The organism is Paenibacillus sp. JNUCC32 (assembly GCF_014863545.1).
Taxonomy (GTDB): domain Bacteria; phylum Bacillota; class Bacilli; order Paenibacillales; family Paenibacillaceae; genus Paenibacillus_AQ; species Paenibacillus_AQ lautus_A.
Map to the genome: position 1 here is coordinate 116,064 of NZ_CP062260.1, position 25,962 is coordinate 142,025.

Annotated in this window: 20 protein-coding genes; 16 read left to right on the forward strand and 4 right to left on the reverse strand. The window is 51.1% G+C overall.

Annotation, left to right across the window (positions count from 1 at the left end; genetic code table 11):
• Positions 1–49: 49 nt before the first annotated feature.
• The 4 genes from JNUCC32_RS00550 to glnA all read left to right on the forward strand — a co-directional run bounded on the left by JNUCC32_RS00550 (position 50) and on the right by glnA (position 6,441).
• On the forward strand, positions 50–1,624 hold the full coding sequence (locus JNUCC32_RS00550) for a response regulator (protein WP_192570760.1): 1,575 nt from the start codon (positions 50–52) through the stop codon (positions 1,622–1,624).
• Between the two features lie 38 nt (positions 1,625–1,662).
• A complete protein-coding gene (locus tag JNUCC32_RS00555) occupies positions 1,663–3,453 on the forward strand; it encodes a sensor histidine kinase (RefSeq protein WP_192570761.1) in 1,791 nt (596 codons plus the stop codon).
• A 185-nt stretch (positions 3,454–3,638) separates the two neighbouring features.
• Positions 3,639–4,703: a 3-deoxy-7-phosphoheptulonate synthase gene (gene aroF, locus JNUCC32_RS00560; protein ID WP_192570762.1), complete on the forward strand. Its 1,065-nt coding sequence runs from the start codon at positions 3,639–3,641 to the stop codon at positions 4,701–4,703.
• Between the two features lie 313 nt (positions 4,704–5,016).
• A complete protein-coding gene (glnA, locus tag JNUCC32_RS00565) occupies positions 5,017–6,441 on the forward strand; it encodes a type I glutamate--ammonia ligase (protein WP_192570763.1) in 1,425 nt (474 codons plus the stop codon).
• Positions 6,442–6,590: 149 nt separating this feature from the next.
• On the opposite strand, the gene JNUCC32_RS00570 is transcribed toward glnA, so the two are convergent.
• The gene (locus JNUCC32_RS00570; protein ID WP_009595772.1) at positions 6,591–7,631 is read right to left on the reverse strand and encodes a LacI family DNA-binding transcriptional regulator; all 1,041 of its coding nucleotides are present in this window, start codon (positions 7,629–7,631) and stop codon (positions 6,591–6,593) included.
• Between the two features lie 579 nt (positions 7,632–8,210).
• On the opposite strand from JNUCC32_RS00570, the gene JNUCC32_RS00575 reads away from it, so the two are divergent.
• The 8 genes from JNUCC32_RS00575 (at position 8,211) to JNUCC32_RS00610 (ending at position 17,341) form a co-directional block, all read left to right on the forward strand.
• Positions 8,211–9,551 carry an ABC transporter substrate-binding protein gene (locus tag JNUCC32_RS00575; RefSeq protein ID WP_009595768.1) on the forward strand — a complete coding sequence of 447 codons (1,341 nt, stop codon included), beginning with the start codon at positions 8,211–8,213 and terminating at the stop codon, positions 9,549–9,551.
• Positions 9,552–9,716: 165 nt separating this feature from the next.
• Positions 9,717–10,550 (forward strand): carbohydrate ABC transporter permease, encoded by an 834-nt coding sequence (locus tag JNUCC32_RS00580; RefSeq protein WP_192570764.1) that lies wholly within the window; start codon positions 9,717–9,719, stop codon positions 10,548–10,550.
• Entirely contained in the window at positions 10,550–11,386 is an 837-nt protein-coding gene (locus tag JNUCC32_RS00585; protein ID WP_009595751.1) for a carbohydrate ABC transporter permease, read from the forward strand. The genes JNUCC32_RS00580 and JNUCC32_RS00585 overlap by 1 nt, the downstream gene beginning before the upstream one ends.
• 25 nt (positions 11,387–11,411) lie before the next feature.
• Positions 11,412–14,138, forward strand: a complete 2,727-nt coding sequence (locus JNUCC32_RS00590; RefSeq protein WP_192570765.1) for a GH36-type glycosyl hydrolase domain-containing protein — start codon at positions 11,412–11,414, stop codon at positions 14,136–14,138.
• 78 nt (positions 14,139–14,216) lie between these two features.
• On the forward strand, positions 14,217–15,101 hold the full coding sequence (locus JNUCC32_RS00595; RefSeq protein WP_192570766.1) for a hypothetical protein: 885 nt from the start codon (positions 14,217–14,219) through the stop codon (positions 15,099–15,101).
• A 102-nt stretch (positions 15,102–15,203) separates the two neighbouring features.
• Positions 15,204–16,292, forward strand: coding sequence for a 3-phosphoserine/phosphohydroxythreonine transaminase (gene serC, locus JNUCC32_RS00600; protein ID WP_192570767.1), 1,089 nt, complete (start codon positions 15,204–15,206; stop codon positions 16,290–16,292).
• Between the two features lie 131 nt (positions 16,293–16,423).
• On the forward strand, positions 16,424–16,888 hold the full coding sequence (gene trmL, locus JNUCC32_RS00605) for a tRNA (uridine(34)/cytosine(34)/5-carboxymethylaminomethyluridine(34)-2'-O)-methyltransferase TrmL (RefSeq protein ID WP_036659940.1): 465 nt from the start codon (positions 16,424–16,426) through the stop codon (positions 16,886–16,888).
• Positions 16,889–17,086: 198 nt separating this feature from the next.
• Positions 17,087–17,341 (forward strand): AbrB/MazE/SpoVT family DNA-binding domain-containing protein, encoded by a 255-nt coding sequence (locus JNUCC32_RS00610; protein ID WP_009595823.1) that lies wholly within the window; start codon positions 17,087–17,089, stop codon positions 17,339–17,341.
• Between the two features lie 289 nt (positions 17,342–17,630).
• Here the strand turns inward: JNUCC32_RS00610 and JNUCC32_RS00615 are convergent, their stop codons facing one another.
• Positions 17,631–18,716 (reverse strand): phosphodiester glycosidase family protein, encoded by a 1,086-nt coding sequence (locus tag JNUCC32_RS00615; RefSeq protein ID WP_192570768.1) that lies wholly within the window; start codon positions 18,714–18,716, stop codon positions 17,631–17,633.
• Entirely contained in the window at positions 18,713–19,120 is a 408-nt protein-coding gene (locus JNUCC32_RS00620) for a hypothetical protein (protein WP_009595774.1), read from the reverse strand. The genes JNUCC32_RS00615 and JNUCC32_RS00620 overlap by 4 nt, the downstream gene beginning before the upstream one ends.
• A gap of 380 nt (positions 19,121–19,500) precedes the next feature.
• On the opposite strand from JNUCC32_RS00620, the gene JNUCC32_RS00625 reads away from it, so the two are divergent.
• Both JNUCC32_RS00625 and JNUCC32_RS00630 read left to right on the forward strand, forming a co-directional pair.
• Positions 19,501–20,157, forward strand: coding sequence for a DNA-binding response regulator (locus JNUCC32_RS00625; RefSeq protein WP_009595829.1), 657 nt, complete (start codon positions 19,501–19,503; stop codon positions 20,155–20,157).
• Positions 20,158–20,268: 111 nt separating this feature from the next.
• Positions 20,269–21,483: an aminotransferase-like domain-containing protein gene (locus JNUCC32_RS00630; RefSeq protein ID WP_096776401.1), complete on the forward strand. Its 1,215-nt coding sequence runs from the start codon at positions 20,269–20,271 to the stop codon at positions 21,481–21,483.
• A 135-nt stretch (positions 21,484–21,618) separates the two neighbouring features.
• Here the strand turns inward: JNUCC32_RS00630 and JNUCC32_RS00635 are convergent, their stop codons facing one another.
• A complete protein-coding gene (locus JNUCC32_RS00635) occupies positions 21,619–22,398 on the reverse strand; it encodes a DUF2161 family putative PD-(D/E)XK-type phosphodiesterase (protein WP_036659932.1) in 780 nt (259 codons plus the stop codon).
• Positions 22,399–22,662: 264 nt separating this feature from the next.
• On the opposite strand from JNUCC32_RS00635, the gene JNUCC32_RS00640 reads away from it, so the two are divergent.
• Together JNUCC32_RS00640 and JNUCC32_RS00645 are read left to right on the forward strand one after the other, a co-directional pair.
• Positions 22,663–24,558 (forward strand): PrkA family serine protein kinase, encoded by a 1,896-nt coding sequence (locus tag JNUCC32_RS00640; protein ID WP_096776399.1) that lies wholly within the window; start codon positions 22,663–22,665, stop codon positions 24,556–24,558.
• A 218-nt stretch (positions 24,559–24,776) separates the two neighbouring features.
• Positions 24,777–25,838, forward strand: a complete 1,062-nt coding sequence (locus tag JNUCC32_RS00645) for a globin-coupled sensor protein (protein ID WP_192570769.1) — start codon at positions 24,777–24,779, stop codon at positions 25,836–25,838.
• Positions 25,839–25,962: the final 124 nt, after the last annotated feature.

The following is a 25,962-nucleotide window of genomic DNA, read 5'->3' on the forward strand; positions in this document are numbered from 1 at the left end:
CTGCTTATGCAGTATACCCTTATCGGAATTTATGGGGGAGATGATACCCGTGTATAAAGTGCTGCTGGCAGACGACGAAATACTGGACCTAGAGGGCATGAAAAGCTTTATTCCATGGGAAGATCTCGGAATGAAAGTGATCGATTCGGTCAATAACGGCTTTGCTGCTTGTGAGGTGCTCGAAAGTGAGAAGGTCGACATCCTCGTTACCGATGTACGCATGCCGAACATGACCGGGCTTGAGCTAGCTCAGCGGGCACTGAAATTGCAGGAGGAGCTCCGGATTATCTTCGTAAGCGGTTACCAGGACTTTGGTTACGTGAAGCAGGCGATTGCTTTGAACGCATGCAGTTATGTGTTAAAGCCGATGGAGGACCAGGAGCTGATCGATGCATTAACGAAGGTTAGAATGGAGCTGGATCGTCTTCATGAACGCAAGGAGACGGAGGAAGCTTACCAGCAGATGATCCCCATCCTCAAAAATCAGTATCTCCTGCAAATCCTTCAGCGGCCCTATGACGGAGCCATCCTGGACATTATCAAGCGGGAGTACCGGCTGACAGAGCTTCATTGGCCGGTCTGCGTCATTCTGCTGGAGCTTGATAATGTGAGCACCTGGCGAACCGGCTCGCTCGATTCCGAGGAAAAGCTGAGTGCCATAGAGGAGTATTTCACGAGACTGCATAAACGGCTTGAACAGCGCGGCTTTGAATATATATGCAAGGTAACCGATCAGCGAACGGCCGTACTCCTTAACGGGGGCCGGGGAAAGGAAGAGATTCAAGCCCTGCTGGAGGAATTAAAACGGGAATATAACTATTCGATGACGGTCGGGGAAGGCAGGGCCGTCCATCAGCTGGAGCAGCTTCACACGTCGTACATGGAGGCTTTGGACGCGCTGGATTATAAGATGTTCCGGGGCAAGGGCAAATGGATCCTGTACAGCGAGGTGCCGACCGAGGACCGGGAAGACGTAAAAAGCCTCGACATCCGTCTGGATGCTTTATTTACAGCCATGACGGAGTATGATATCGTTCGTATCTATGACGAACTGGAAGCGATTCAACTGCTGGCATCCAGCATCCGATCCAAGTTCACCATACGCAATTTGGCCGTGTATATCATGGTGAAGCTGGAAGGACATCTGCAAGCGATGAACGAAGAGTTATATCGTATGGCAGGACTGGAGCTCAAAAACCTGGATATTCTGCTTCAATTCGAAACGATGGATGATATTTTCTCATGGCTCCGCATGAAGGCAATGGAAATTTCGGAAATGCTCAAGAACCGCAAATCAACCAAGAATGGCAGGCTGGTCGAAGAGATTATAGAGAATATCCAGGCTCGCATGCACGAGAATATTACGCTGCGGGATATGGCGAACCGGTTTTCTTTTTCACCGAATTATCTCGGGGTGCTCTTCAAGGAAGAAACCGGGCACAACTTTAGCGATTATGCAATCAAGCTCCGGATGGAGCGCGCCAGGGATCTCCTCAAGACGACCAAGCTCAAAATATATGAAATTGCATCACAGACAGGTTATCAGTATCTGCCTTATTTCAGCAGGCAGTTTAAGGAAATGTATGGAATGACGCCTCTGGAATATCGGCGCAAGCACTCGTAACTAGCAAAATTCAGATTAGATATGGGGTCAAACAGGCTATGGCGGGGAAATTCGAACGAATACGGGTCAAGATACCTTTCGGATACAAGTTAATGTTTTCGTACTGCGTATTTATCATTATACCGGTGCTGCTTGTCGGTCAGATTGCGAATCAGGTCTTCGTGAAGTCCACCCGAGAGCAGACGTATAACAACATTCAGGGCACGCTTCATCAGATGAGCGAGAACATATCGTATAAGATGGAGGACATGATCCGGATATCGGATATGCTTTATTTTGATACGACCTTTAACAGCCGTCTGCGTTTTACCGAAAGCGCTTGGATAAGCTATGACACCACGATCAACGTGCTGATTCCGAAGCTGGAGACCGCGGTAAGCACCGCGAACCGAAGGATCTGGTTATCGATCTACCTGCGCAACGACGACCTTAGGGAGATCTATGACAGTTATACGTATACGGACCCGCTGGACTCCAACAAACGTCTGTTTGATATTTATCAATATGACAGGCTGGAGGAACGGTCCTGGTATAAATTATATCCGAAGGAAGAAAATTACGGCGTAACCCTGCAGTGGAAGCAGATTGAGGACGATGTGAGCAACGGACGCATATCCTTGCTGCGGCGGCTTGTGGATATCAGTTCGACCATCAAACCGCAGGAGATCGGGTTCATGCGGATGAACGTCAGTATGACGGACCTGTTTGAAAGCATGGATTACAAGAAGATCGGTGACGGGACCGCATTGTATTTATCGGATGCACAGGGCCGGGTCGTTCTTTCATCAGGGGGAAAATCCACCAACGTTTTCAAGGAGAAGGAACTTCGCAAGAACGGGGACCTTCTGATTCGGAAGCCCATTCCCCAGCTCGGCTGGGATTTGATTGCCGTCGTGCCTGCTCAAATCGTGGAAAAAGACACGGTCAAAATACGTAATCTAACCTATCTGATCTGTCTGATCTGCATCGGTATCTTCTTCGTGGTCAGCATCGTGGTCTCCAGATATTTCAGCCGCCGGGTGTCCAAAATCGTATCCGTGCTGGACTCGTTCCAGGAAGGCGAATTCCATAAACGGGTATCCTTTAAGGGGAATGATGAATTTACGCATATTTCCTCAGCCTTGAACGATATGGGCAGCAACATCGGCAAACTGATCAATGAGGTGTATCTGGCCGACCTGCAGAAAAAGGAAGCAGAGCTGGAGTCGCTGCACGCGCAGATTAATCCGCATTTCTTATACAATACCCTATCCTCCATCAGCCGCCTCGCGCGGTTCGGGATGCTGGATAAACTGCAGCGCATGGTAATGGACCTGGCGAAGTTTTATCGTTTGTCGCTCAACGACGGCCGGAACATCATATCCGTGAAGAATGAATTGGAACAGGCCCAAGCTTACGTGGACATTCAAAAGATTAAATACGACGACCGGATGCAGGTTACTTATGATTTTGAGCCCGAGGTGGTCCGGTATGAAACCGTGAAATTGATTTTGCAGCCGTTTATCGAGAATGTGCTCGAGCATGCGTGGACCGGAGACTATATTCATATCCGGATCACGGCCAAATTGCTGGAAGATGCTTTGGAATTCAAAATCATCGATAATGGCGTCGGTTTCCCGCCCGGCCGCGTGCTGGATAATACAGGGGGACAGGATCTGACCAATGCGGGTTACGGCATACGAAACGTAGATCAACGGATCAAGCTTCACTACGGCAGCGAGTATGGGGTCACGTTATTCAGCCGCGCCGGCATCGGGACAACGGTAAGAATTGTCATACCGCTGGTGAAGCGAACCGTAGCGGAAGGACGCAACAAAACGCTGATGTAACAGGCGAGGAATATCTCCCGATCGTGATGGCCTGAAGAATGGGCTTGACGAGGGGAGATTTTTTCTGTATATTTACTTTATCGATTAAAAGCATAAAAGCTTAAAAGCGAACAAGTGCGAAAGTGATTATCCATGGATTGAAATCAACATCGAAATTGGAATTCATTCAGAAAGAAGGTTTATTTATGATCGTCATTACATCCAATCAAATATCAGAGGAACAAGTTCAGCATATCGTTACCGAAATTGAGAAGGAAGGGCTCCAGGCTCACGTATCGAAGGGGGCGGATCGCACGGTGATCGGCCTGATTGGCAGCGTGAACCCGAAGCTTGCGGAGCATCTTCGCCAAATGAAGGGCGTAGAGAATGTAGTTAAGATCTCCAAGTCCTACAAGCTTGCCAGCCGTGATTTCCATCCGGATGATACGGTGATCGATATTAAGGGAACCAAGATTGGCGGCGGCAATCTGGTTGTCATGGGCGGCCCATGTGCCGTCGAATCCGCGCAGCAGATTGATGAAATTGCGCAGCTGGTGAAAGCAGCAGGCGGGCAAGTGCTAAGAGGGGGCGCATTTAAGCCTCGTACGGGTCCATACAGCTTTCAGGGCGTTGGCGTCGAAGGTCTGATCATGATGGCGGAAGCCGGGCAAAAGCATGGCCTGTTGACCATTACAGAGGTGATGACGCCCGAATACGTCGATATCTGCGCGGAGTACGCCGATATTCTGCAAGTGGGCACCCGCAACATGCAAAATTTCGATCTGCTTCGGAAACTTGGCACCTGCGGCAAACCGGTTTTGCTGAAAAGAGGTTTCAGTGCAACTTATGACGAATTCCTGAACGCAGCGGAATACATCCTGGCCGGCGGCAATCCGAATGTCATGCTCTGCGAACGCGGAATCCGAACATTCGAAACTTATACCCGGAATACGCTGGATTTATCTGCCATTCCTGTTTTGCAAGGATTGAGCCACCTTCCGGTCATCTCTGACCCGAGTCACGGAACGGGCCGGCGCGAGCTGGTCGAACCGATGTCCAAGGCATCCGTCGCGGCCGGAGCCGACGGTCTTATCATTGAAATGCATACGGATCCGGACAACTCGATGACAGGCGACGGGGTCCAATCCCTGTTCCCGGACCAATTCGCCGCACTGCTTAAAGACTTGGAGAAGCTGGCTCCATTGGTAGGGAAGAGCTTTGCCACGGCCAAAGCGGAAGAGCTTTGCCACGGCCAAAGCGCCTGCTTCTGAATTCGCGCGCGTATAACACGTGTTACATGCTATAATGATATATTCGAGCGTAGCGGTAAGAACACAATGAATGGCTTCGCCATCCCCTAATTTATAGTAGAAGGCACCTGCATCTTAACCGCAGGTGTCTTTTTGCTGCATTTACTTTAATTGGTTTTTGATGTCACATAACATGACACCGTTTTAAAAAATACCTTACATAGGTATTGACGTCAGGTTATCTCCCGGCATATAATGACGAAAAGAAATCGAAAGATTATGAACATTGTTAAGCTGTTTAAGTCTTAATGTTCGGAAATTGGGAGGAAGAGACATGTCGGTAGAGAAAGTATTGCAAACCATTAAAGAGAACAATATTGAGTGGGTCGATTTTCGTTTTGTAGACTTGTCGGGACGGGTGCATCACATTAGCTTGCCGGCTTCAGAAGTAGACGAAGAAACTTTCGTGAACGGGGTAGCGTTTGATGGATCTTCTATTCCAGGATTCCGCGGCATTGAAGAATCGGATATGGTCATGATGCCTGATCCGGAGTCTTGCTATATTGATCCGTTTACTGCACACCCTACACTTAACATTATGAGCAACATCTATACTCCGGAAGGCGATGCTTATGAGCGTGACCCGCGCGGAATCGCGGCTCGTGCCGAGCAATACCTTCAAGAAGCCGGCATCGGAACGGCAGCCTTCTTCGCACCGGAATCCGAGTTCTTTCTATTCGATGAAGTCCGCTATGAAAGCTCCATGAACAGCTCCAGCTACTTCGTAGACTCCGAGGAAGCACAGTGGAATACGAACCGCAAGGAAGAAGGCGGCAACCTGGGATTCAAAGTAGGGGTTAAGGGCGGATATGTTCCTGTAGCGCCAGTGGATACTCAACAGGATATCCGAAGCGAAATGTGCCGTCTCCTCGACGAAGCAGGTCTTCGCGTTGAGCGTCATCACCATGAGGTGGCAACTGCCGGCCAGGCCGAAATCAATTTCCGTTTCGATACATTGAAGAAAACAGCTGACAATTTGTTGATCTATAAATATATCGTGCATAACACAGCCCGCCAATACGGCAAAACGGCTACGTTCATGCCGAAGCCATTGTTCGGGGATAACGGTAGCGGCATGCACGTTCACCAATCCATTTTCGACGGCGACACTCCGCTGTTCTACGAAAAAGGCGCTTATGCGAACCTGAGTGAAACGGCGCTGCACTACATCGGCGGTATTCTGTACCATGCGCCTGCCTTGATCGCTTTGACGAATCCGAGCACCAACTCGTTCAAACGTCTGGTACCAGGCTATGAAGCACCGGTTAACCTCGTATTCTCCAAGGGCAACCGTTCTGCCGCAGTACGGATTCCGGTTGCTGCCGTAACGCCTAAAGGCTGCCGCATCGAGTTCCGCACACCGGACTCCACTGCGAACCCTTATCTTGCGTTCTCTGCTATGCTGATGGCCGGTCTGGACGGGATCAAGCGCAAAGTCGATCCTACCGCGCTCGGTTACGGACCATTCGATAAAAACATTTACGAACTGTCCGACGCCGAGAAGAAGGAAATCCGAAGCGTACCGGGTTCCCTGGACGAGGCATTGGATGCACTTCAAGCAGACTATGAGTTCTTGACAGAGGGCGGCGTATTCACGCAAGAATTCCTCGAGAACTTCATCGACTTCAAGCGTGCCGAAGCCAAAGCGGTTAACATCCGCGTTCATCCGCACGAGTACTCCCTGTACTACGATATCTAATCAACAGGATTATAAAAGAGCCTGGGGCATCATGCCCCAGGCTCTTTTTGGCGGTATACATTCGTGACTGGAACCAATCCGAAGATGGCTCTGAAAGACAATGGGCTCATTAAGAGCCTAAAGCCCTGGCTGACCCTTTGCCCGGATGTTTATCCGAAATACCCATAGTGATGCGTGTTGCTCCCGCAAGATTCGCGGACGATGAGTTCGGGCTCGACGACAAAGGAACTGACGGGGGACTGTTTATGGATGAGGTCGTAGAGCATGAGTGCCGCCAAGCGGCCGATTTTCTCTTTGTTTTGCCGAATCGTCGTTAGTTTAGGCGTTGTGTACTTGCATGCCTCGATATCGTCGCAGCCGATGATCGACATGTCGTCAGGGACATTCAGACCATGTTCTTGAAGCGCTTGGATGGCGCCGATGGCAATCTGATCCGAGGCTGCAAAAATGGCGCGGGGCAGGGATCCTGCCTTAATCAGCCGGGTCATCGCTTTATATCCGCTGGCCTCATAGAAATCATCCCCGTTCAGGAACCACTCCGCGCGGGCCGGAAGGCCGAAGCTTTCCATGGCGTTGCGATAACCCGCCTCTCGCATGTTGGAGATTTCGGACTCCTTGCTGCCTCCAATGAAGCCCAAGTCTCGGAAGCCCTGGAGATAGAAATGCTCCACGACCTTCGAGGACATCTTGTAATTGTCGGACATGATATGACCCGACATTTCGCCGAACAGCTCAATATCCACCCCGATGCAGGGAATATCGCTCTCATCCAGCTCCTTAATCGAGGGCTCGATTTCCTCGCCGGATATAATGACGCAGCCGTCTACCTGATAATGGCGGCACCGTCCGAGATAGTCGGCATCCTCCCCTTGGAATTTCTCGTTCGAAAAAAACAGCAGATCATAGCCGAGAACGCCCATCTGCTTCTTAAAAGAATTCAGCACCTCAACAAAAAACGGGTGGGTAAAATCAACGTTCAGCTTTCCCGCAAAGATGACGCCGATTAGATTGGACTTTTTGGTTGCTAACGTTTTTGCGGAATTGGAAGGGGTATATCCCGTTTCTCTCATAATTTCCAACACGCGAGCTTTGGTCTCATCGGATACATCACTGTAGTTGTTGATAATTTTGGAGACGGTCGATACGGAGACCCCTGCCATTTTAGCGATTGTTTTGATGTTTAACGCCATGCGAAACGCCCCTTATTCTGTTTATAATGTCATTTCATTATTTTCGTTAATTTTCGCTAATGTTTATTATGAATTCCTTTTATGCGTAATGTTTAGGGACAGAAAAGTTATGAGATACGTGTTTTCTGTCTAACTAAGGAGTGTGTTTTGAACGAATTTCCCATGATCCAATGAAATGATGACGGTTCACCTATGCATAAGGGCTTATCCAAGCCAAGGTGTACCATCCGACTGCTATGTTATACCACACGGATTCGAAACAGTTTCGTAAATCAGTGTATCTGCTTTAGCGAGGTAAGTCAATGAAAGAGAACAGGCATAAGGCTTGTCATATCAAGAAAAAAGGGTTGTCTCTGTTCGGTGAGAAAAAAGTATCGGGAACGATAAAAAAAGCTTTGACAAACAAAATATTATGCGTAATAATAGGCCTTACGAAACCGCTTTCGGTATAATTCGCTCAATTACGAAAATTAATAATTATAGTTTCGTAGCATCAAGATTGTACAGGCCAAGAAAAAGCGGAAACATGAATCCGGTTTCATAATGAATTGCAATTTAATTTCAGGGGGTAACGAACAAATGATTAAGAAGTTATCAGCATTACTTTTGGCTGGCGCTCTAACCTTCTCGCTGGCAGCTTGCGGAAGCAGCGATTCAGCCGATCAAGGCGCACCTGCCAAAGGCGATAAAAAGGTCATCAAAATTTTACACTGGAAACAAGATAACATCAATAAAGCGATTGAAGAGATCAATAAGAAATTTGAAGAGAAGTATCCCGAGTATACGGTAGAGTATACCACTACGGGTCCGGATGACGAATACAAGCAGGCGCAGAGAGCAAGAATCACCGCCAATGACGTGGACGTCCTGGCCGATTTGTCGGGAATGAGACTCTCCCCGCAGGAATGGACGCCGGGCGCTAAAGTACCCGATTGGCAGCAATGGATCGATACCGGATTGATTGCGGATTTATCCGACCAAGCCTTCATTAAGAATTATAACGCAAACGATATCGAAAAAGCCGGAACTTATAACGATAAAGTATATGCCGTTCCTACAGGCAAGGTTGCGATGTCCGGTCTCTTCTACAATAAAGAAATCTTCGAGCAGAACGGCTTAAGCGTTCCGAAAACGTGGTCGGAGTTTATGAAGCTGAACGATGACTTGAAAGCCAAAGGCATCACACCGATTGTTGTAGCAGGTAAAGACGTATGGCCTTTGAAACTTCCGGTGTTCGCCCTGCAGGCCAAAATCCTGGGCGGCGGAGACCAGCAGAAATGGATCGAGGGCGTGTGGAAGGGCGAGACGGCTTATAACGATGAAGAAGCCATCGAGGTTTTGGAAAAAATGAAGACGCTTCAAGACAATTACATGATCGACGGCTTCATGGGGATCGATTATGCAACGGCGCCTTCCTATTTTGCAACAGGAAAAGCTGCGATGCTGGCTGACGGCTCTTGGGATGCCCCAACCGTTGCGGCAGCTAATCCAGAGTTGAAATTCGGTTACTTCCCGCTTCCGGCCACCGAGGATGCAGCGAAGAACGCCTCCTTTGTCGGCAAGTATGACGTAACATGGTACGCGGCCGAGAAAGGTCCGAACAAAGAAGGAGCCCTGAAGTGGCTTGAATTCTTCTCGGAGCCGGAAAATTACACGACATTCGTGAAGGCAGCCGGATTCATTCCGACGCAGGACAACATTCAGACGGAAAGCGACTTCATTGACAATGAACTGACTCCTTATCTCGGCGAGTTCGAATTGGCGTACGAAATCATGATGATCAACCGCCAGAATATCGGCGAGCATCTGGCTGCAGAAGGCGTTCACACGGAATTCCTGGCACCGGGCGGACCTTATAAAACGGCAAAAGAGCTGGCTGACATTCAGCAAAAAGAATGGGAAGCAGCCGCTCCGAAATAAAACTTCTTCTATTATAAAGAGACTTGTATAGAAAGAACCATACTGTAATCGGGGTCTGTGCAGCAGGCCCCGACATGCATTGAAATGGATTTGCGAGGTGAGAGAGATGTATCCATTTGGAAAAGGGTTTAACGCTTCATACCGTTATTGCTGCTATTGATACCGATGGCGTTATACATCGTTTTTTATTTCGGACCTTCGATCCTGACGGTCATCTATTCCTTTACCGATGTGAAGAACCTGCCGGGCAGCACCTATCAATTCGTCGGGCTTGATAATTACAGGGAACTCTTCTTCTCAGGGAACTCGGGCGAGCGGTGGCGCTCGATCGTAAATACCCTGATCTTCATGTTCGTCGTGACGATTGTGCAAAACGGGGTCGCCCTGTTTATCGCCGTTATCATTAACCAGCGGCTGAAAGGCGATTACTTCTACCGCGCGGTATTCTTCCTGCCGGTCGTACTCGGCGTAGCCGTGGTTGCGCTGATCTGGGGCATGATGTTCGATCCGTTGAACGGACCGGTCAACCGCCTTTATGACGCTCTTTTCGGCTATCAGGACATGTTCTTCGGCAGCTTTACCCATGCGTTCGGTTATATTATTTTCGTTCAGATCTGGATGTACATGGGCTACTCCATGCTGATCTTTCTGGCTGGCCTCCAATCGGTTCCGAAGGATTTATACGAAGCGGGTCATATTGACGGCACCAACAAGTGGCAGTCTTTCCGCCATATCACCTTCCCCCTGATCGCTCCGTCCTTCACGGTGAATATGCTGTTATCCATTATCGGCGCCATGTCGACGTTCGATATCATATTGGCGACAACGGACGGTCGTTTCAATACTAGGACGATGGCTTACGACGTGTACAAGGAAACGTTCCGGGGTAGCTTGGAAATGGGCCTTCCTTCGGCACTGTCCGTGATCCAGTTCCTGATTATTCTCCTGTTTGTCGTCGTAGCCGTCAGGCAGACGCGTAAGAGAGAGGTGGAATATTGATGCGAAATTCCAAAACCACGCAAATTCTCTCTTATGCCGTCATAGGTTTGCTGCTGATTCTGTACGTCGTTCCGCTTCTGCTCGTCTTCAATGTATCGCTCAAATCCTTCAACGAATACTTGCTCAACCCGATCGGAATCGTGAAGAACATCGAATGGGGCAACTATTCCCAGGCATGGTCCGAAGGCAATTTCGCGGGTTATTTTGCGAACAGCCTGATCTATACGGTGACGGCGACGGTGCTGACCATCATCGTATCGTTGTTTGCGGCGTTTCCGGTCGCACGCGGTTACGTGATGTGGAGCGGCTTTATCTACATGTTCTTTTTGCTGTCCCAGTTCCTTCCGAACCCGATGGTTGCGCAGTATAAATTGATGCTGTCCTTCAAGGAAAGCGTTTCGTTCTTCGGGTATGATACCAAGCTCGGCTATATCCTGCTGAAAACGACGGGGACGGGCGTGGTGTTCATGATGTTCGTCGGTTACATCAAGTCGATCAGCCGCGATTTGGATGAGGCGGCAGGCATGGATGGATCCGGCTATATCCGTTACTTGTTCCAGATCATTCTGCCGCTGATGAAGCCGGTGATCGCAACGGGCGTCATTCTGACAGCGATCGGAATCTGGAACGATTTTGTCGGGCCGATCATGTACCTGCCGAGTCCGTCCAACTATCCCATTACGTTCGGCCTGAAAGAATTCAGAGGGCAGTACGGGAATAACTGGCCGCTGCTTGCATGCGGAATTACGATCGTTGCCGCACCATTGATCATTCTGTATACGTTCATACAGAAGTATCTGGTGGACGGTGCCCTGGCGGGAGCCGTCAAATCCTAAGGCATAGAGGGGAAGAAAAAGCGATATGAAATCAACGGGATGGAAGTTCGAGGGGGATCAGGGCGTCTTTACGCTGCGTCATCCTGAACTACATAACTATTTATATTTTCCTTTGGTCAACGAGGCGGGCATGATGTCGGCCATCACGCCGAATCTTCACGGCGAAATGACCAGCAGCCACAATACGTTTTTGATGTCGCCGGTATCGGTGGAGGATCTTCATAATTCCAAGTCCGCGCGCAACTTTTGGGTGCACATCGACGGGCAGGGCGCATGGTCCGTATCCGGAAACTCCGCCAAGCAGAATGCGAACCGGTTCATGCATCAGGAAGAAGAGGGTCAATTGGAAGCCGGGTTCCTATGGCACAAGCTGAAGCGGATGAACGGGGAGGCCGGGCTGCAAACGGAAGTTACCAGCTTCGTGCCGGTGACGGATGACCAGATCGAGTTAATGAAAGTAACGCTGACCAATGTAGGCCAGCAAACGCTAAAACTGACCCCTACCGCGGCTGTTCCGCTGTATGGACGTTCGGCGGATGATCTGCGGGACCATCGTCATGTGACATCCCTGCTGCATCGGATTTATGTCCATCGGGAAGGGGTTGAAGTGCAGCCCGTGCTCTCGTTTGACGAGCGGGGTCACCGTATCAATCGCGTATCCTACAGCGTGCTGGGTGCGGAGGGGGACGGCTCAGCCCCAGTCGGTTATTTCCCGGTGCTCGAGGAATACATCGGGGAGGGCGGAGCACTCGATTGGCCTGAGGCCGTAATTGCCAATAAGCCGGCATACGCGCAGGCTGGAGACTCCATGGAAGGGTACGAGGCCCTTGGAGGTCTGCGGTTCGCGGAGGCGGAGCTGCGGCCCGGTGAATCCAAAGCCTATGTCATGGCAATGGTCATAGCGAAGGATCGCGCAGACATCGAAAGGCTGTCCGAAACGTATTTATCGGAGAAGCGGTTTGATGAGCTGCTTGCGCAGAACGAAGCCTATTGGAATGAGAAACTGAATACGGTATTCTTCCAGACCGGTGATCCGCAGCAGGATCTATGGATGAAATGGGTTACCCTGCAGCCGATCCTGCGCCGTTTATACGGGAATTCCTTTCTTCCTTATCATGATTACGGCCGAGGTGGCCGCGGATGGCGCGACCTGTGGCAGGATTGCCTGGCCTTGATGATTATGGAGCCTGCCGAGGTTCGGTATCTGCTGCTCAATAACTATGCGGGCGTCCGGATTGACGGAAGCAATGCTACGATCATCGGCACGAAGCCGGGCGAATTCGTTGCTGATCGGAACAACATTCCGCGCGTATGGATGGATCACGGCGCTTGGCCTTTCATGACCACGCTGCTTTACATCGATCAGAGCGGGGATATGGATTTTCTGAAGCAGCCGCAGACCTATTTCCGCGACGTATTCGTAAAACGCTGCCAGGAGAAGGACGCCGGATGGCTGCCTGAGCACGGGAATCGACTCTTGACCGTCAGCGGCGAGGTATACGAAGGTACGGTCCTGGAGCATATGCTGCTTCAAAATCTGGTGCCGTTCTTTAACGTCGGCGAACACAACAACATCAAACTCGAGGGAGCCGACTGGAACGACGGTCTGGACCTTGCTCCGGGCAGAGGGGAGAGCGTGGCCTTCACGGCGTTTTATGCCAGCAATTTGATGCAGCTTGGCGATCTGCTGCTGGCGTGGCAGGATACGGAAGGCGTCGAGCATGTGGAAATAGCGGAGGAAATGGCGGTGCTTCTCGATTCGGTGACGGCTCCCGTCTCGTACGAGGATGTGCAGGGCAAGCTGAATTTGCTGGATAGCTATTATGAGGCCGTCAAGGCGTCCGTGACCGGGAACAAACGGAAATTCAGCATTGCGGACGTTGTGCAGGATTTGAAGCTGAAGGCGGATTGGCTCATTCAGCATTTGCGCTGCAACGAATGGATCACGAGCCAAGAAGGGTACTCCTGGTTTAACGGGTATTACAATAATGACGGCGCCCGCGTGGAAGGCGATCATCCCCTGGGCGTGCGCATGACGCTAACAGGCCAGGTCTTTGCCGTCATGGGCGGAATTGCGGACGATGAACAGGTAGGGCACATCACGAAATCGGTTGACCGTTACTTAAAAGACCCTAGCATCGGTTACCGCCTCAATTCGAACTTTGGCGAGATCCAACAAAACCTCGGGCGGGCATTCGGCTTCGCGTTCGGACATAAAGAGAATGGGGCCATGTTTAGCCATATGAGCGTCATGTACGCCAATGCGCTTTATAAGAGAGGTTTTGTCCAAGAGGGCCACGAGGTATTGCGTTCGATTTATGATCTGAGCCAGGATTTTGAACGCAGCCGCATGTATCCGGGCATTCCCGAGTACATTAACGAGAAGGGAAGGGGGATGTATCCCTACCTTACCGGGTCGGCAAGCTGGCTGCTGCTCACCATGCTGACCGAGGTGTTTGGAGTGAAAGGGAACCGTGGACATCTTCGCCTGGAACCGAAACTAAGGTCTGCTCAATTCGATGCCGGCGGCCACGCCACGGTCACTACCGGGTTTGCCGGAAAACAGCTTCAAATCGTATACGGCAATCCAAACCGGTTGGATTATGGAAGCTATGCGATTCAATCGGTTACGCTGAACGGTGAAAAGATACAGCTGCGCAGTCAAGATCCCGGGGCAGTCGACCTGGATCGCAGCATGCTGTCCTCGTTATCCGGCAGCGAACGGGCTTTGATACACGTCAAGCTTGCCTGATTCGCGCTTATAAAAATTTCGGAAGCCCTGGCAGACAAGTCGGCCGGGGCTTCTTCATCATGAATGGAGCGATGCTTTGTGGGACATCAACTAGCGAACGGACGATTGGAAGTCGAAATAGCGAAAGTAGGACGTTATCAAGGCACGCGTTTTGACCGCACGGGTTTCATCACCCAGGTGAAATTGAGCGAGAGCGGCCATACCTTCTGTGTTCATGAGTTTGCGGAAGGGTTTAACCCGCAGGCCGGGTCCGGGTTATGCAACGAGTTCGGACTCCATGAAGGGATGGGGTACGCGGAGGCCGAAGTTGGAGATTGGTTTCCTAAATTAGGGGTGGGCCTTCTTAAACGGGTCAGCGAGGCCCCGTATAACTTTCAGTATGCGTATCCGGCGGAGCCTTTCGATGTGGATGTCATTTCGGGTGACTCGAACATCTCCTATACGGTTCGTTCCAGGAGCATAAACGGCTATGCAGCAAGATTGGTGAAGAAGATCTCGATTAAAGATACCGTATTAACGATAGATTACGAGCTTATTAACGAAGGAAGCCGAAGGATCGATACGGAGGAGTATGTCCATAATTTCATAGGGATCAACGAGGAAGCGGTAGGACCCCAGTATAAGCTGAAGCTGCCGGTTCCTGTCCGGTTTACGGAGGTCGAATCTGACTATACCTCGGACTTGCTGTCTGTCCAGGATAACGAGATAGGCTGGACCGCCAGACCGCATAAGCCCTTCTATGGAAGAATGAAAGGCTTCAATGGCGGCGATTATCCGTATTCATGGGAGCTGACGCACAGTGCACGCAGGGCGGGGGTAAGGGAGATCAGCGATTTTCCGGTTGCGCATATGGCCCTGTGGGGGACCGGACACGTTATTTCGCCGGAAGTGTTTGTTCGATTAAGCCTGGCCCCCGGAGAAAAGAGATCTTGGAGCAGAAAGTACCAATTCTTCTACTGGTAACCGGAACAATTTAATGTGAATAATTACACTTGAAGGTCTATGGGATTGTTGCTATGATTAGCGTTAATTAGCATTCATAGTAGAGAAAGGGTGGAGAGTCTTTTGAGCAAGAGAGCATACAATTTTAACGCAGGACCTGCTGCATTGCCGCTTGAAGTGTTGGAGCGCGCCCAGGCCGAATTCGTCAATTACGGAAATACCGGCATGTCGATTATGGAAATGTCTCATCGCGGCGCCGTTTATGAAGCCGTTCATAACGAAGCGCAGGAGCGCCTGCTGTCCCTGCTGGGGAATCCATCCGGTTACAAGGTATTGTTCATCCAGGGCGGCGCAAGCACGCAATTCGCCATGATTCCGATGAACTTCCTAGGTCAAGGCCAGGTTGCGAACTACGTGATGACGGGAAGCTGGGCGGACAAGGCTATTAAAGAAGCCAAGCTGATCGGCGATACCCATGTGGCGGCATCTTCCGAAGAGAGCAAATACATGACTCTGCCCCGCATTCAAGACATTAAGCTGTCGGACAATGCAGCTTATCTCCATCTGACTTCCAATGAAACCATTGAAGGCACCCAGTTTAAGGAATTCCCGGATACCGGTTCCGTTCCGCTCATCGGTGATATGTCAAGCGATATTCTCAGCCGTCCATTCGATATGAACCAGTTCGCGATGGTGTATGCGGGTGCGCAGAAGAACCTTGGACCATCCGGCGTGGCGGTCGTGATCGTCAGAGAGGACATGATTACAGATTCTCCTAAACATCTGCCGACTATGCTTCGCTACAATACGTATTTGAAAAATAACTCGCTGTACAACACGCCGCCTTCTTTCGGCATTTACATGATCAACGAAGTGCTGAAGTGGATTGAGGAGAAGGGCGGCCTCCAAGGTGTTCAACAGTTGAATCGCAAGAAAGCGGCTCTGATCTATGATGCCATCGACAGCAGCGAAGGCTTCTACCGCGGCTGCGTGGACGCAGAGGTGCGTTCCGATATGAACATTACGTTCCGTCTTGCCTCCGAGGAGTTGGAGAAGGAATTCGTGAAGGCTTCGGAGCAAGCAGGCTTTGTCGGCCTCAAGGGCCACCGCAGCGTCGGCGGTTTGCGGGCTTCCGCGTATAATGCCGTTCCTTACGAGAGTGCTCAGGCCCTCGTGGAATTCATGCAGGAGTTCAAGAACAGCCACAGCTAATTTCATGAGATCAGACGACGATAACCTTCCGCCAAGCTGGCGGAAGGTTATTTCTGGATATCCCGGGAATTCGGAAGGGAATCGGTTATAATAAGAATAAAAATAAACAGAAGAAAAGGTGACTTATCAACATGGCATTACACATCGTACTAGTCGAACCGGAAATTCCAGCCAATACGGGCAATATCGCCAGAACCTGTGCCGCCACGGGCACGCATCTGCACCTGGTCCGTCCGCTCGGCTTTAATACAGACGACAAGACATTGAAACGGGCCGGACTGGATTACTGGTACGCCGTACATATTGAATATCACGATTCCTTTGAGGAATTGCAGGCGCTCTATCCGGAAGGGCGTTATTTCTACGCTACGACGAAGGCTACCAAGCGTTACATGGACATCGAATATCAGGATGGGGATTTTTTGGTGTTCGGCAAAGAAACCAAGGGATTGCCTCCGGAACTGCTGGCCGCAAATGCCGAGCATTGCATCCGCATGCCGATGACGGATAAGGTCCGATCGTTGAATCTGTCCAACTCCGCGGCGATTATGGTATATGAGGCACTACGCCAGCTGGATTTCCCGGGTATGGAATAAGAACAGCTGAAAAATCGCGCATTTTTGGGGAAAATCATCCAGTATACCTAGTTGATGTTGAAAAAAACTAAGAAATTCTTAACATCCAGCAGGATTCGACAACTTTTTATCGAACTATTATACTAGGCCCTTGTTATCAGTTCTGGAACTGTGGTGTCAGAAATCACTTGTTGAAAATGAAAGAGGTGTACAATCGTTATGAAACCTGCTGGTGTTGTCCGTAAAGTTGATCAGCTGGGAAGAATCGTTCTGCCTAAGTCTCTGCGCAAGAGATATCAAATGAACGAGGGGGATCCCGTAGAAATCCTTGTACAGGGGGACCATATTATATTGGAGCGCTATCGCCCGAAATGCGTCTTCTGTGGCTCCATGGACGGCGTAAGCGAGTTTAAGGAGCGCTATATCTGTTCGCAATGCATGTCTGAAATGCAGCAGCTTCCTAAACATGCCTAATGTCCTTATATGTGAACGATGAAATTCCTTTTGAGCATCGCTGATGAGCGGTGCCTTTTTTGTCCGAAAAAAAATAAAACTCCCCCGATATACGAGGGAGTCGCCTTACAGGCCTTTGGTTTTGTCATCGTTGTATGCCGCGGTCCAAATGCCAACCATATAAAGGGCGAATACGAGCATGACGATCCAAAATGTTAATGAGAACGACATTCATGCCACCTCCTGCTAAGCTAACTTTATTATAACACCTTAGGCCAAAAAATAAACGAGAATATGAGTGCCGACTCTATCATTTGAAAAACAAGAAGTGCGTGGGTACCGGCCGCAGACTGCCGTCCGACGGCTTGTTCACGACGCGTCCGTTCAGAACAAGGGATGCGGAACCGCCGCCATCCAGGTTATAGGCGTCGATCACGCCCATTTTTTTCAGTTTGGTTTGCAGCTCTTGCAGCGTGGCTCCCGATTTCCCCTTCTCATCATATCCTTCGGTAACGAGGATGAGCAGCTGATCGTCCTTGTAATTGCCGATGACCGTGCGTGGTGCCCGGCCGGGAGTCGTTTTCCATTTGTCCGGGATCGTCGTTTTTCTGCCGTTTTGGAGCAGCACCGGCACAAAGGTGGCCCCGAACATCGGATCGAGCCGGTCAAGGTCGCTCTGGCTGTAGAACTTGCCGCCGATCAGCTTGCCGGATTTGCTTAGGCCGACAAAGGCCAGATCCTTAAAGCTCGGTTGAAATCCCGAGACGTATTTGCCGTCGTAAAAGGTCGTGCTCAGCGGATGTCTGCCCCCGTTCCCGTCAGCGTATCCGCCGGCATTAATCCCCGCAACGGCGCCATGCCGGCTTACGGCGCGCATCGTGGTTTCGACGGATCCGGGTCTGCCGCTTTCGCTGCCGAGCGACATCTTCATTGCGGAAGGATCCTTCAGTTTGACCTTCATCGCATAGCCATGATAGGTGCCCGGATTGATCTTGTACAATTCGATTCGAATCCGGTCGCTGTTGACCGTCTCGATCGGGACACCCAGTTTGGCTGTAATCCGGCGATTATAGATTTGCTCCGGCCGCGCGGCCTGTGATTCCGCTGTTTGCAGAATGGTTCCTACCGTAGCGGTCGTCTGCCGATAGAGCTTGGCCGTTTTTTCAATGGAGGATATCGTCTGTTCTGCAGAGACTGCAGCTTGATCCAGATCCTGCTTGATCATGGCGGATTGTTCCGATATGCTGCCCGACGGTATGTACTCCGCGGTTTCGTGCGACAGGCGCGGCGGCTCGGTAATTAACCAAATGCACAGCAGCATCCCGATAAATGGTGCAATGGCAAGCATAAACGTGCGGTTTAACTGTTTAGGACGGATATACTTCAGTTTTCTCACTTCAGCAGCTCCATCTTGCGTTCCAGCTCTTTCAGCTGTTTCTCGACTTGGCTTAATTGGCTGTACAGCTTGTTGCTGTTGTCCGTCTTGCCGCTAGCCTGATCCTTGGTAAAGGTCAGAAGCTCATTAAACGACTGAACCTTGCTCTGCATCTCGTCCATTTCCTGAACCAGCTCGTTAAACCTTTGATCGTACTCCGCTTTGAATGCCGCCATCTCCTGGCGCGTATCCTGCTGCAGCTGCACCACGACTTGCTCTTTCAAATGATTGCTATATAGGTAGGCTGCGGTGGTACCCAGCCCGATCAGCACAATCCAAAATACCCAGAACCATTTGGCGGATGGCCCCTTTTGATGCACTTCCTCACGGGATTTATAGGGGGTATTGTTTTCCGGCTCCAACATTGGCATTTCATCACCCCTCAAAATCTATCATTTTTTCCAGGTATCATTCTATCATGTCAGGATTACTTTCGCAAAGACGAACCAATAGCACTTGTTTTTATGAAAAAGAGATTGCTTAGAAAGTTAGAGTGGGATACAATCTGTATAGATTTGATTATCAATTAGGATACATATAAGACATTCGCCATGCATGCCGTCATAATCCCTGCGCCTATAGGATTAATTAACCTTTTTTCTATGCGAATAACGGCTGGAATTTGCGTCTGTCCATATCTGCAAACAACGGGAATTCGCATGACGGTAACGCAAGGAATTGACGGCGCTTACTTAATAGAGATGCTAGAGAGCCAAGTTTGTTGATACAGGAGGTCTATTAGAAAATGAATCAGGTTTGGCGGGTAGTTATCGTCGGAAGTCAACCTACAAGCATGCTGGGAACGAAATTGATTTTGGAAGAGCAGCAGGATCTGCTCGTAGAGGGAATGACATCCTCGGGTTCGGAAGGGCTTCGAATGGTCGAGGATTTGCTTCCTGACTTGGTACTATTGGATTATCATTTGTCGGATCATACGTCCGAAGCGGTGTTGGAGCAGATGAAGCTGCTGTCACCGAAGACCCATGTCGTCATTATGACCGATAATGACGGGCTTCCCTTGCTCCAGTCTTTGATCAGTCGCGGCGCGAGCGGCCTGTTGTCCAAGCAGGCATCCACTTTCCAGCTCATACATATGATTACCGGACTACGGGAGGGCGTTGCCTCGCTGCCGCTCGACTGGGTAAGGCAAGGCATCTGGCCGCTGACGGCCTCTGCGATGAACGAAGGCGGGCTCCAGCTCTCCGAGACGGAGGCTTTTATAATGGAACGGATCGTCCAGGGCATTACGTACGACAAAATCGCCATGGAAATTCAGGTAAGCCGCCGCTCGATCGACAACTACCTTCGCAAAATATACGTGAAGCTCGGGGTTTCCACCCGTGCGCAGGCCATCGAGAAGTATGCCCTGTACACCCGCCAAGGCAGGCAAATTTATGCCTAATGCAGGATTAAGGTTATAATATATAAATATCAGGAATACCTTTTAGAGGTTATATAAGAGGCTCCTGAATACAAAACCGAGGTTTTGATAACGGTTAGAGGGGGGACTTCCATGCAGTATTCCTTTGCTTCCCGTGCACAGACCCTTTTGTCATCCCCGCTGCGCGATATCAGGGAACTTGCGAAGCGGGATTCTTTTATTTCCTTGGCGGAAGAGCTGCCGGCCGAAGAGTTATTCCCTTTGCATTCTCTGGCGGAGGCGGCGACATCGGTGCTGTCCGAGGACCCGCTGGCCCTGCAGTACGGTGAGGCGGAAGGCTATGGGCCGCTCCGCGAGTGGCTGAGCGAGGACTTCTCCCGGCGGAAAGGCCTGAGCGTCCAGCCCCAGCATATTTTGCTGACGACAGGCACCCAGCAGGCGATCGATTTGCTGGTCAGGGTGTACGTGGACCCTGGGGATCCGGTGCTGGTGGAGAACCCGACCTCCCCCGGACTGCTTCAGGTGCTGCGTCTTCAAGGTGCCGTCATCGTTCCTGTGGAGGGAGATCATGACGGGATGCTGCCCGAGCATCTGGAGGCCATGATCCGGCAGCATAAGCCGAAGCTGCTTATGGCCGCGCCTAATTTTACCAATCCGACCGGCGTCATGTGGAGTTTGGAACGGCGTCAGCAGGTGCTGAAGCTATGCGTCTCGCATGGGCTTCTTGTCGTGGAGGATGATTCATACGGCGACCTTCATTTCGCGGATGCCAAGAATGCGAAGCCCCGCATTCCTTCCATCTTCTCGCTCGAAGAGCCGCAGGGAGGACATGTTCTGTATGTAGGCTCTTTCAGCAAAACCGTAGCCCCCGCGCTTCGAACGGGATGGGCCGCCGGGAGCCGGCGATTGATCGAGATGATGACGGCCGTGAAGCAGATGGCCGACTGGCAATCCAGCATGCTCAACCAGCGGATGCTGCACCATCTGCTGGAATCGAAGCATTTTAAGCTGGAGGATCATATCGACATGCTCAACCGGGAGTACGCAACGAGGCTCAAGCTGATGGTGGAGCTGCTGAAACGCAGCGCATGGAAGGATTCGAGGTACGCGGTACCGCCCGGCGGGATGTTTCTCTGGGTGCAGCTGCCCCCAGGATTGGACGGGGATGCGCTCCTAAGGGCGGCCTTGCTGAAGGGAGCGGCATTCCTTCCGGGCTCGATGTGCTCGGCGGCAGATCGAACCAGGGAGTGCATCCGGCTGAATTTTACGCATCCCGGGCGGGATGAGCTGCTGCTCGGCATGAATCTTATCAGCGAAGCCGTGATGGAATTTACGGCCCGGAATTAGACATGGAAGAGTTCCTTTTACGAACGCGTTGAACATAGCAAAGCTGCGGATCGAGCCAGGCTGATAGGCTCAATCCGCAGCTTTTTTTCATGAGCGGATTTGTATGGGTTTCAAGATCCGGTCTATATTCAGTCATTATGATTTCAATACGGTGGCATAGTCTGCCAAGGCCTGCACGCCTGCCGGCGTCAGCACGTAGCGTCCGCGGCTCACCCGGCGGAACCAGCCGTAGTAGTTGCGCTGCAGAATGTCTGCCGCCGAACCCACGCCGCTCCGATCCCGCACAGCCGCGGGAGAAATGCCGGGCGGCACTGCAGGGACAGCTTTTTCTTGGAGCTCACGCCCATCGGGGGCCGCTTCGTGCATGCTGCGCTGCTCCGCTTCCGCTGCATTCATGGCAGCAGCAACGCGCAGCGTTTTCTCGCGGTAAGCCGTGACCAGCTTGGCCCTCGTCACTCCGCCCGTGTTGTAATCGCCGCTGCGCTCCCGAAACTCGTACAGCAGGCGTTCCTTGCGCCTAATGGCGGTGCGGCCCTTCTGCACGGCCATCTCCGGCTCGCAGAGCACTTCGACGAAGGGCGCCTTGGTTTTGTAGAAGGTGACCGTGATGAGCCCCAATCCCAGTCGTCCGCAAAGCCCCGTCAGCTCGGACCAGCGCTGGTTGACCGCTCCTTTCTTCGCCCGGCTCTTCTCGACGGCCAGGTATACGTACGGGGTCAGCTTCAGCCGCTCAATGCCCTGGAGCAGAAGGGCCAGGTTGAACGTTTTTTTCAGCTCCACGATCAGCGGTTCATCGGCGCCGTCTTTCATGCCGACCAGATCGCAATTTCGTACCTCGCCTTTGACTTCATATCCGTTTAATTCAAAAAAGGCCTTCAGGGGAGCGTACAGCTCGGCTTCATGCTTTATCGCCATGATGACTCTCCTTTTAATCGAAAGTTGCTAATGTTACGTCAATGTAATTTCAGTATAGCATGGGGACTGCTTTCGCGGCGTACCCGAGTGTAGAATGAACCGGTGGTTAGATAAAAAAGCATACGCGTGACTTCGAAAATAAGGTCAACTATTCCAAGCAAGCCGCATAGGTATGTAATACACTTTTTCGATAATGGAATGTTTTCTAATGACGCTGTGGAATGGAAGCCAATCCCCATAAACAGACTCATAGGAGGTAGCGATATGGATATTTTCGAACGCATAGCATCGTATCGGGCAGAAGGCGACCGTTTGGCGTGGAGCGGCACATTCAGGGAATACATTGAAATACTTAAGAAGGATCCCTCTCCAGCCATGACGGCCCATGCCCGTGTATATGACATGATCGAATCCTACGGTTTCGAAGAGAGCGGGGGCCAGAAAAAATATAAGTTTTTTGAACAGGAAATCTTCGGCCTCGACCGGGCTGTCGAGAAACTTGTGGAGGAGTACTTCCATTCTGCAGCCCGCAGGCTCGATGTGCGCAAACGCATACTGCTGCTTATGGGACCTGTCAGCGGCGGCAAATCCACGCTGGTCACGATGCTGAAGCGCGGCCTCGAGAAGCATTCCCGTACCGACCGGGGAGCGGTATACGCGATCGCCGGCTGCCCGATGCAGGAAGAGCCGCTGCATTTGATTCCGATGGAGCTAAGACCGGAGATCGAGAAGGAGCTCGGCGTCCGAATCGAGGGGAATTTGTGCCCGGCCTGCCAGCTTCGTCTTAAAACCGAGTACGGCGGCGATATCGAAAAGGTTGAAGTCGAGCGGATATTAATCTCCGAGGAGAACCGGGTCGGCATCGGCACGTTCAGTCCGTCGGATCCCAAGTCGCAGGATATTGCCGATTTGACCGGCAGCATCGATTTCTCCACCATCACGGAATACGGCTCCGAATCGGATCCGCGCGCCTACCGGTTCGACGGCGAGTTAAACAAAGCGAACCGCGGTTTGATGGAATTCCAGGAGATGCTGAAATGCGACGAAAAATTTCTATGGAACTTGCTCTCCCTCACCCAAGAAGGGAACTTTAAAGCGGGCCGGTTCGCGCTGATAAGCGCGGATGAGCTGATCGTGGCCCATACCAACGAATCCGAGTATAAGGCGTTCATTGCCAATAAGAAAAACGAGGCTCTGCAATCCCGGATGATCGTCATGCCGATCCCGTATAATCTGCGAGTCAGCGACGAGGAGAAGATTTACTCGAAGCTGATAGGCCAAAGCGACATGAAGCATATCCACATCGCGCCGCACGCGCTTCGATCTGCCGCGATATTCTCCGTCTTGACGCGCCTGAAGGAAACGAAGAAGCAGGGCATGGATCTGATCAAGAAGATGCGCATGTACGACGGGGTGGAGGTTGAAGGGTATAAGGAAGCGGACCTGAAGGAGATGCAGAACGAATATCTGGAGGAAGGCATGTCCGGCATCGATCCGCGTTATGTCATCAACCGGATATCCAGTGCTTTGATTAAGCAGGATCTTCAGTGCATTAACGCGCTGGATATGCTGCGGGCGATCAAGGATGGGCTGGATCAGCATGCGTCCATTGCGAAGGAGGAGCGGGAACGCTATCTGAATTTCATTGCCGCCGCTCGCAAGGAGTATGACGATCTGGCCAAGAAGGAAGTCCAGAAGGCTTTTGTGTATTCCTTCGAGGAGTCCGCCAAGACGCTGTTCGAGAATTATTTGGATAACATCGAAGCGTTCTGCAACTGGACGAAAATCCGTGATCCGTTGACCGACGAGGAGATGGATCCGGACGAAAGATTAATGCGCTCGATCGAGGAGCAGATCGGCGTCTCGGAGAACGCAAAGAAGGCGTTCCGGGAGGAAATCATGATTCGTATCTCGGCTTATTCCCGCAAGGGCAAAAAGTTCGAGTACCATAATCATGAGCGCCTTCGGGAAGCGATTGAGAAGAAGCTGTTCACGGACCTCAAGGACATCGTCAAAATTACGACCTCGACCAAAACGCCGGATGCCGTGCAGCTGAAACGGATCAACGAGGTAAGCTCCAGGCTGATCGAGGAGCACGGGTACTGCCCGGTATGCGCCAATGAGCTGCTGCGTTACGTGGGCAGCCTGTTAAACCGGTAAGACCGAATACGAAAATAGGATAAGCGGAATGTCTGGAGAAGCCGCCCGTGGAATCGGGTGGCTTCTCCTCGTTTGGAGGGGATTGCCCGATTGTATGTGCAAATCTACACACAATTAGGACTTTGGGATTATGCCGAGGTGGTAAATATAGGCTATAATGGACCCTAAGTACTTGAACCTGTGATATGGATCACCTATTTAGGAGTGGATTTTTCGAAATGATTGATGTTTCCCCGAAAAGACGCCAGCAGTTGGAGTATATCGGATTGGACGAGCAAGGATTGGAGCTTCTCGCAAATCATCGTGAGGTATTTGCGAAGGTGGTTGAAGAGGTCGTGGACCGGTTTTACGCGCAGATCGGAACGCAGCCGCAGCTGATGCAGATTATCGGACGCACCTCGACCGTGGAACGGCTTAAGGAGACCCAGCGGGTGTATTGGATGTCGCTTGCTTCAGGAAGAGTGGACGATGCTTATATTGCCGAACGGATTAAGATCGGACAAGTTCACTCCAGAATCGGCCTGACCACGGACTATTACCTTGGAAGCTACATGGTTTATTTGGATATTGCCGCCGATTTATTGAAGAAGCTCGTACCGGATCAATGGATTCAAGTGGTGCATGCCCTGAGCAAAATGTTTAACCTGGACTCCCAGCTCGTATTGGAAGCTTACGAAATGAAAGAGAAAGAGAAAATCAGCAACCTGGCTTCGGATCAGCAAAAAATGTTGGAAGCGATTACAACCGCGGTTCAAGAATTGACGGCCATGATCGTGGAACTGGATCAGAGCGCGGCGCTGATGGCCGACAACGCCATGAAAACGGCGGAGGCGCAGGATAAGGCGCATACGCTGACTTCCGAGCTGGGCGAAGAAATTTTGCATATCGAGCAGATGGGAAGTTTGATACGGGAAATTTCGGATCAGAGCCACCTGCTTGGCCTGAACGCGGCGATCGAGGCTGCCCATGCCGGGGAGTTAGGCAGAGGTTTCGAGGTGGTTGCCGGCGAAGTGCGGAAGCTGGCCACCAACTCCAAGAAGGCGATGGATGAGATTCAGGACAAGGTCAGCGGCATTATTCGCAAGCTGGGGCTCGTGGAGCAGGAATCGGAGAAAACGTCCATGAACGCGCGTAATCAGGCAGCAAGCTCGCAGGAATTGGCCGCCTTCGTGAAAATGATGGAGAAGCTGGCCGATGATTTGGAATCGCTTCAACACGAATATGATATTCGGAAGCACGATATCGAGATCGAAACCTCATCCGAGAAGGTCAGCGTATAACAGGGGTCAAGAAGCGAACGGATGATGTGGCTATATGTAAACGAACAGCAGCACCCGCGAATGGAGCAATCCTACTCATCGCGGGTGCTGCTGTGATTATACGTTATTTTGCTGCTTCAACCGC

Bases quoted from the DNA above. Each gene is read 5' to 3' on its own strand.
- JNUCC32_RS00630 (WP_096776401.1), top strand. From the start codon at position 20,269: ATGCAGTATTCCTTTGCTTCCCGTGCACAGACCCTTTTGTCATCCCCG.
- JNUCC32_RS00585 (WP_009595751.1), top strand. From the start codon at position 10,550: ATGCGAAATTCCAAAACCACGCAAATTCTCTCTTATGCCGTCATAGGT.
- JNUCC32_RS00610 (WP_009595823.1), top strand. From the start codon at position 17,087: ATGAAACCTGCTGGTGTTGTCCGTAAAGTTGATCAGCTGGGAAGAATC.
- JNUCC32_RS00635 (WP_036659932.1), bottom strand. From the start codon at position 22,398: ATGGCGATAAAGCATGAAGCCGAGCTGTACGCTCCCCTGAAGGCCTTT.
- trmL (WP_036659940.1), top strand. From the start codon at position 16,424: ATGGCATTACACATCGTACTAGTCGAACCGGAAATTCCAGCCAATACG.
- JNUCC32_RS00570 (WP_009595772.1), bottom strand. From the start codon at position 7,631: ATGGCGTTAAACATCAAAACAATCGCTAAAATGGCAGGGGTCTCCGTA.
- JNUCC32_RS00640 (WP_096776399.1), top strand. From the start codon at position 22,663: ATGGATATTTTCGAACGCATAGCATCGTATCGGGCAGAAGGCGACCGT.
- JNUCC32_RS00590 (WP_192570765.1), top strand. From the start codon at position 11,412: ATGAAATCAACGGGATGGAAGTTCGAGGGGGATCAGGGCGTCTTTACG.
- JNUCC32_RS00580 (WP_192570764.1), top strand. From the start codon at position 9,717: ATGGCGTTATACATCGTTTTTTATTTCGGACCTTCGATCCTGACGGTC.
- JNUCC32_RS00575 (WP_009595768.1), top strand. From the start codon at position 8,211: ATGATTAAGAAGTTATCAGCATTACTTTTGGCTGGCGCTCTAACCTTC.
- JNUCC32_RS00620 (WP_009595774.1), bottom strand. From the start codon at position 19,120: ATGTTGGAGCCGGAAAACAATACCCCCTATAAATCCCGTGAGGAAGTG.
- JNUCC32_RS00555 (WP_192570761.1), top strand. From the start codon at position 1,663: ATGGCGGGGAAATTCGAACGAATACGGGTCAAGATACCTTTCGGATAC.
- glnA (WP_192570763.1), top strand. From the start codon at position 5,017: ATGTCGGTAGAGAAAGTATTGCAAACCATTAAAGAGAACAATATTGAG.
- aroF (WP_192570762.1), top strand. From the start codon at position 3,639: ATGATCGTCATTACATCCAATCAAATATCAGAGGAACAAGTTCAGCAT.
- JNUCC32_RS00625 (WP_009595829.1), top strand. From the start codon at position 19,501: ATGAATCAGGTTTGGCGGGTAGTTATCGTCGGAAGTCAACCTACAAGC.
- JNUCC32_RS00645 (WP_192570769.1), top strand. From the start codon at position 24,777: ATGATTGATGTTTCCCCGAAAAGACGCCAGCAGTTGGAGTATATCGGA.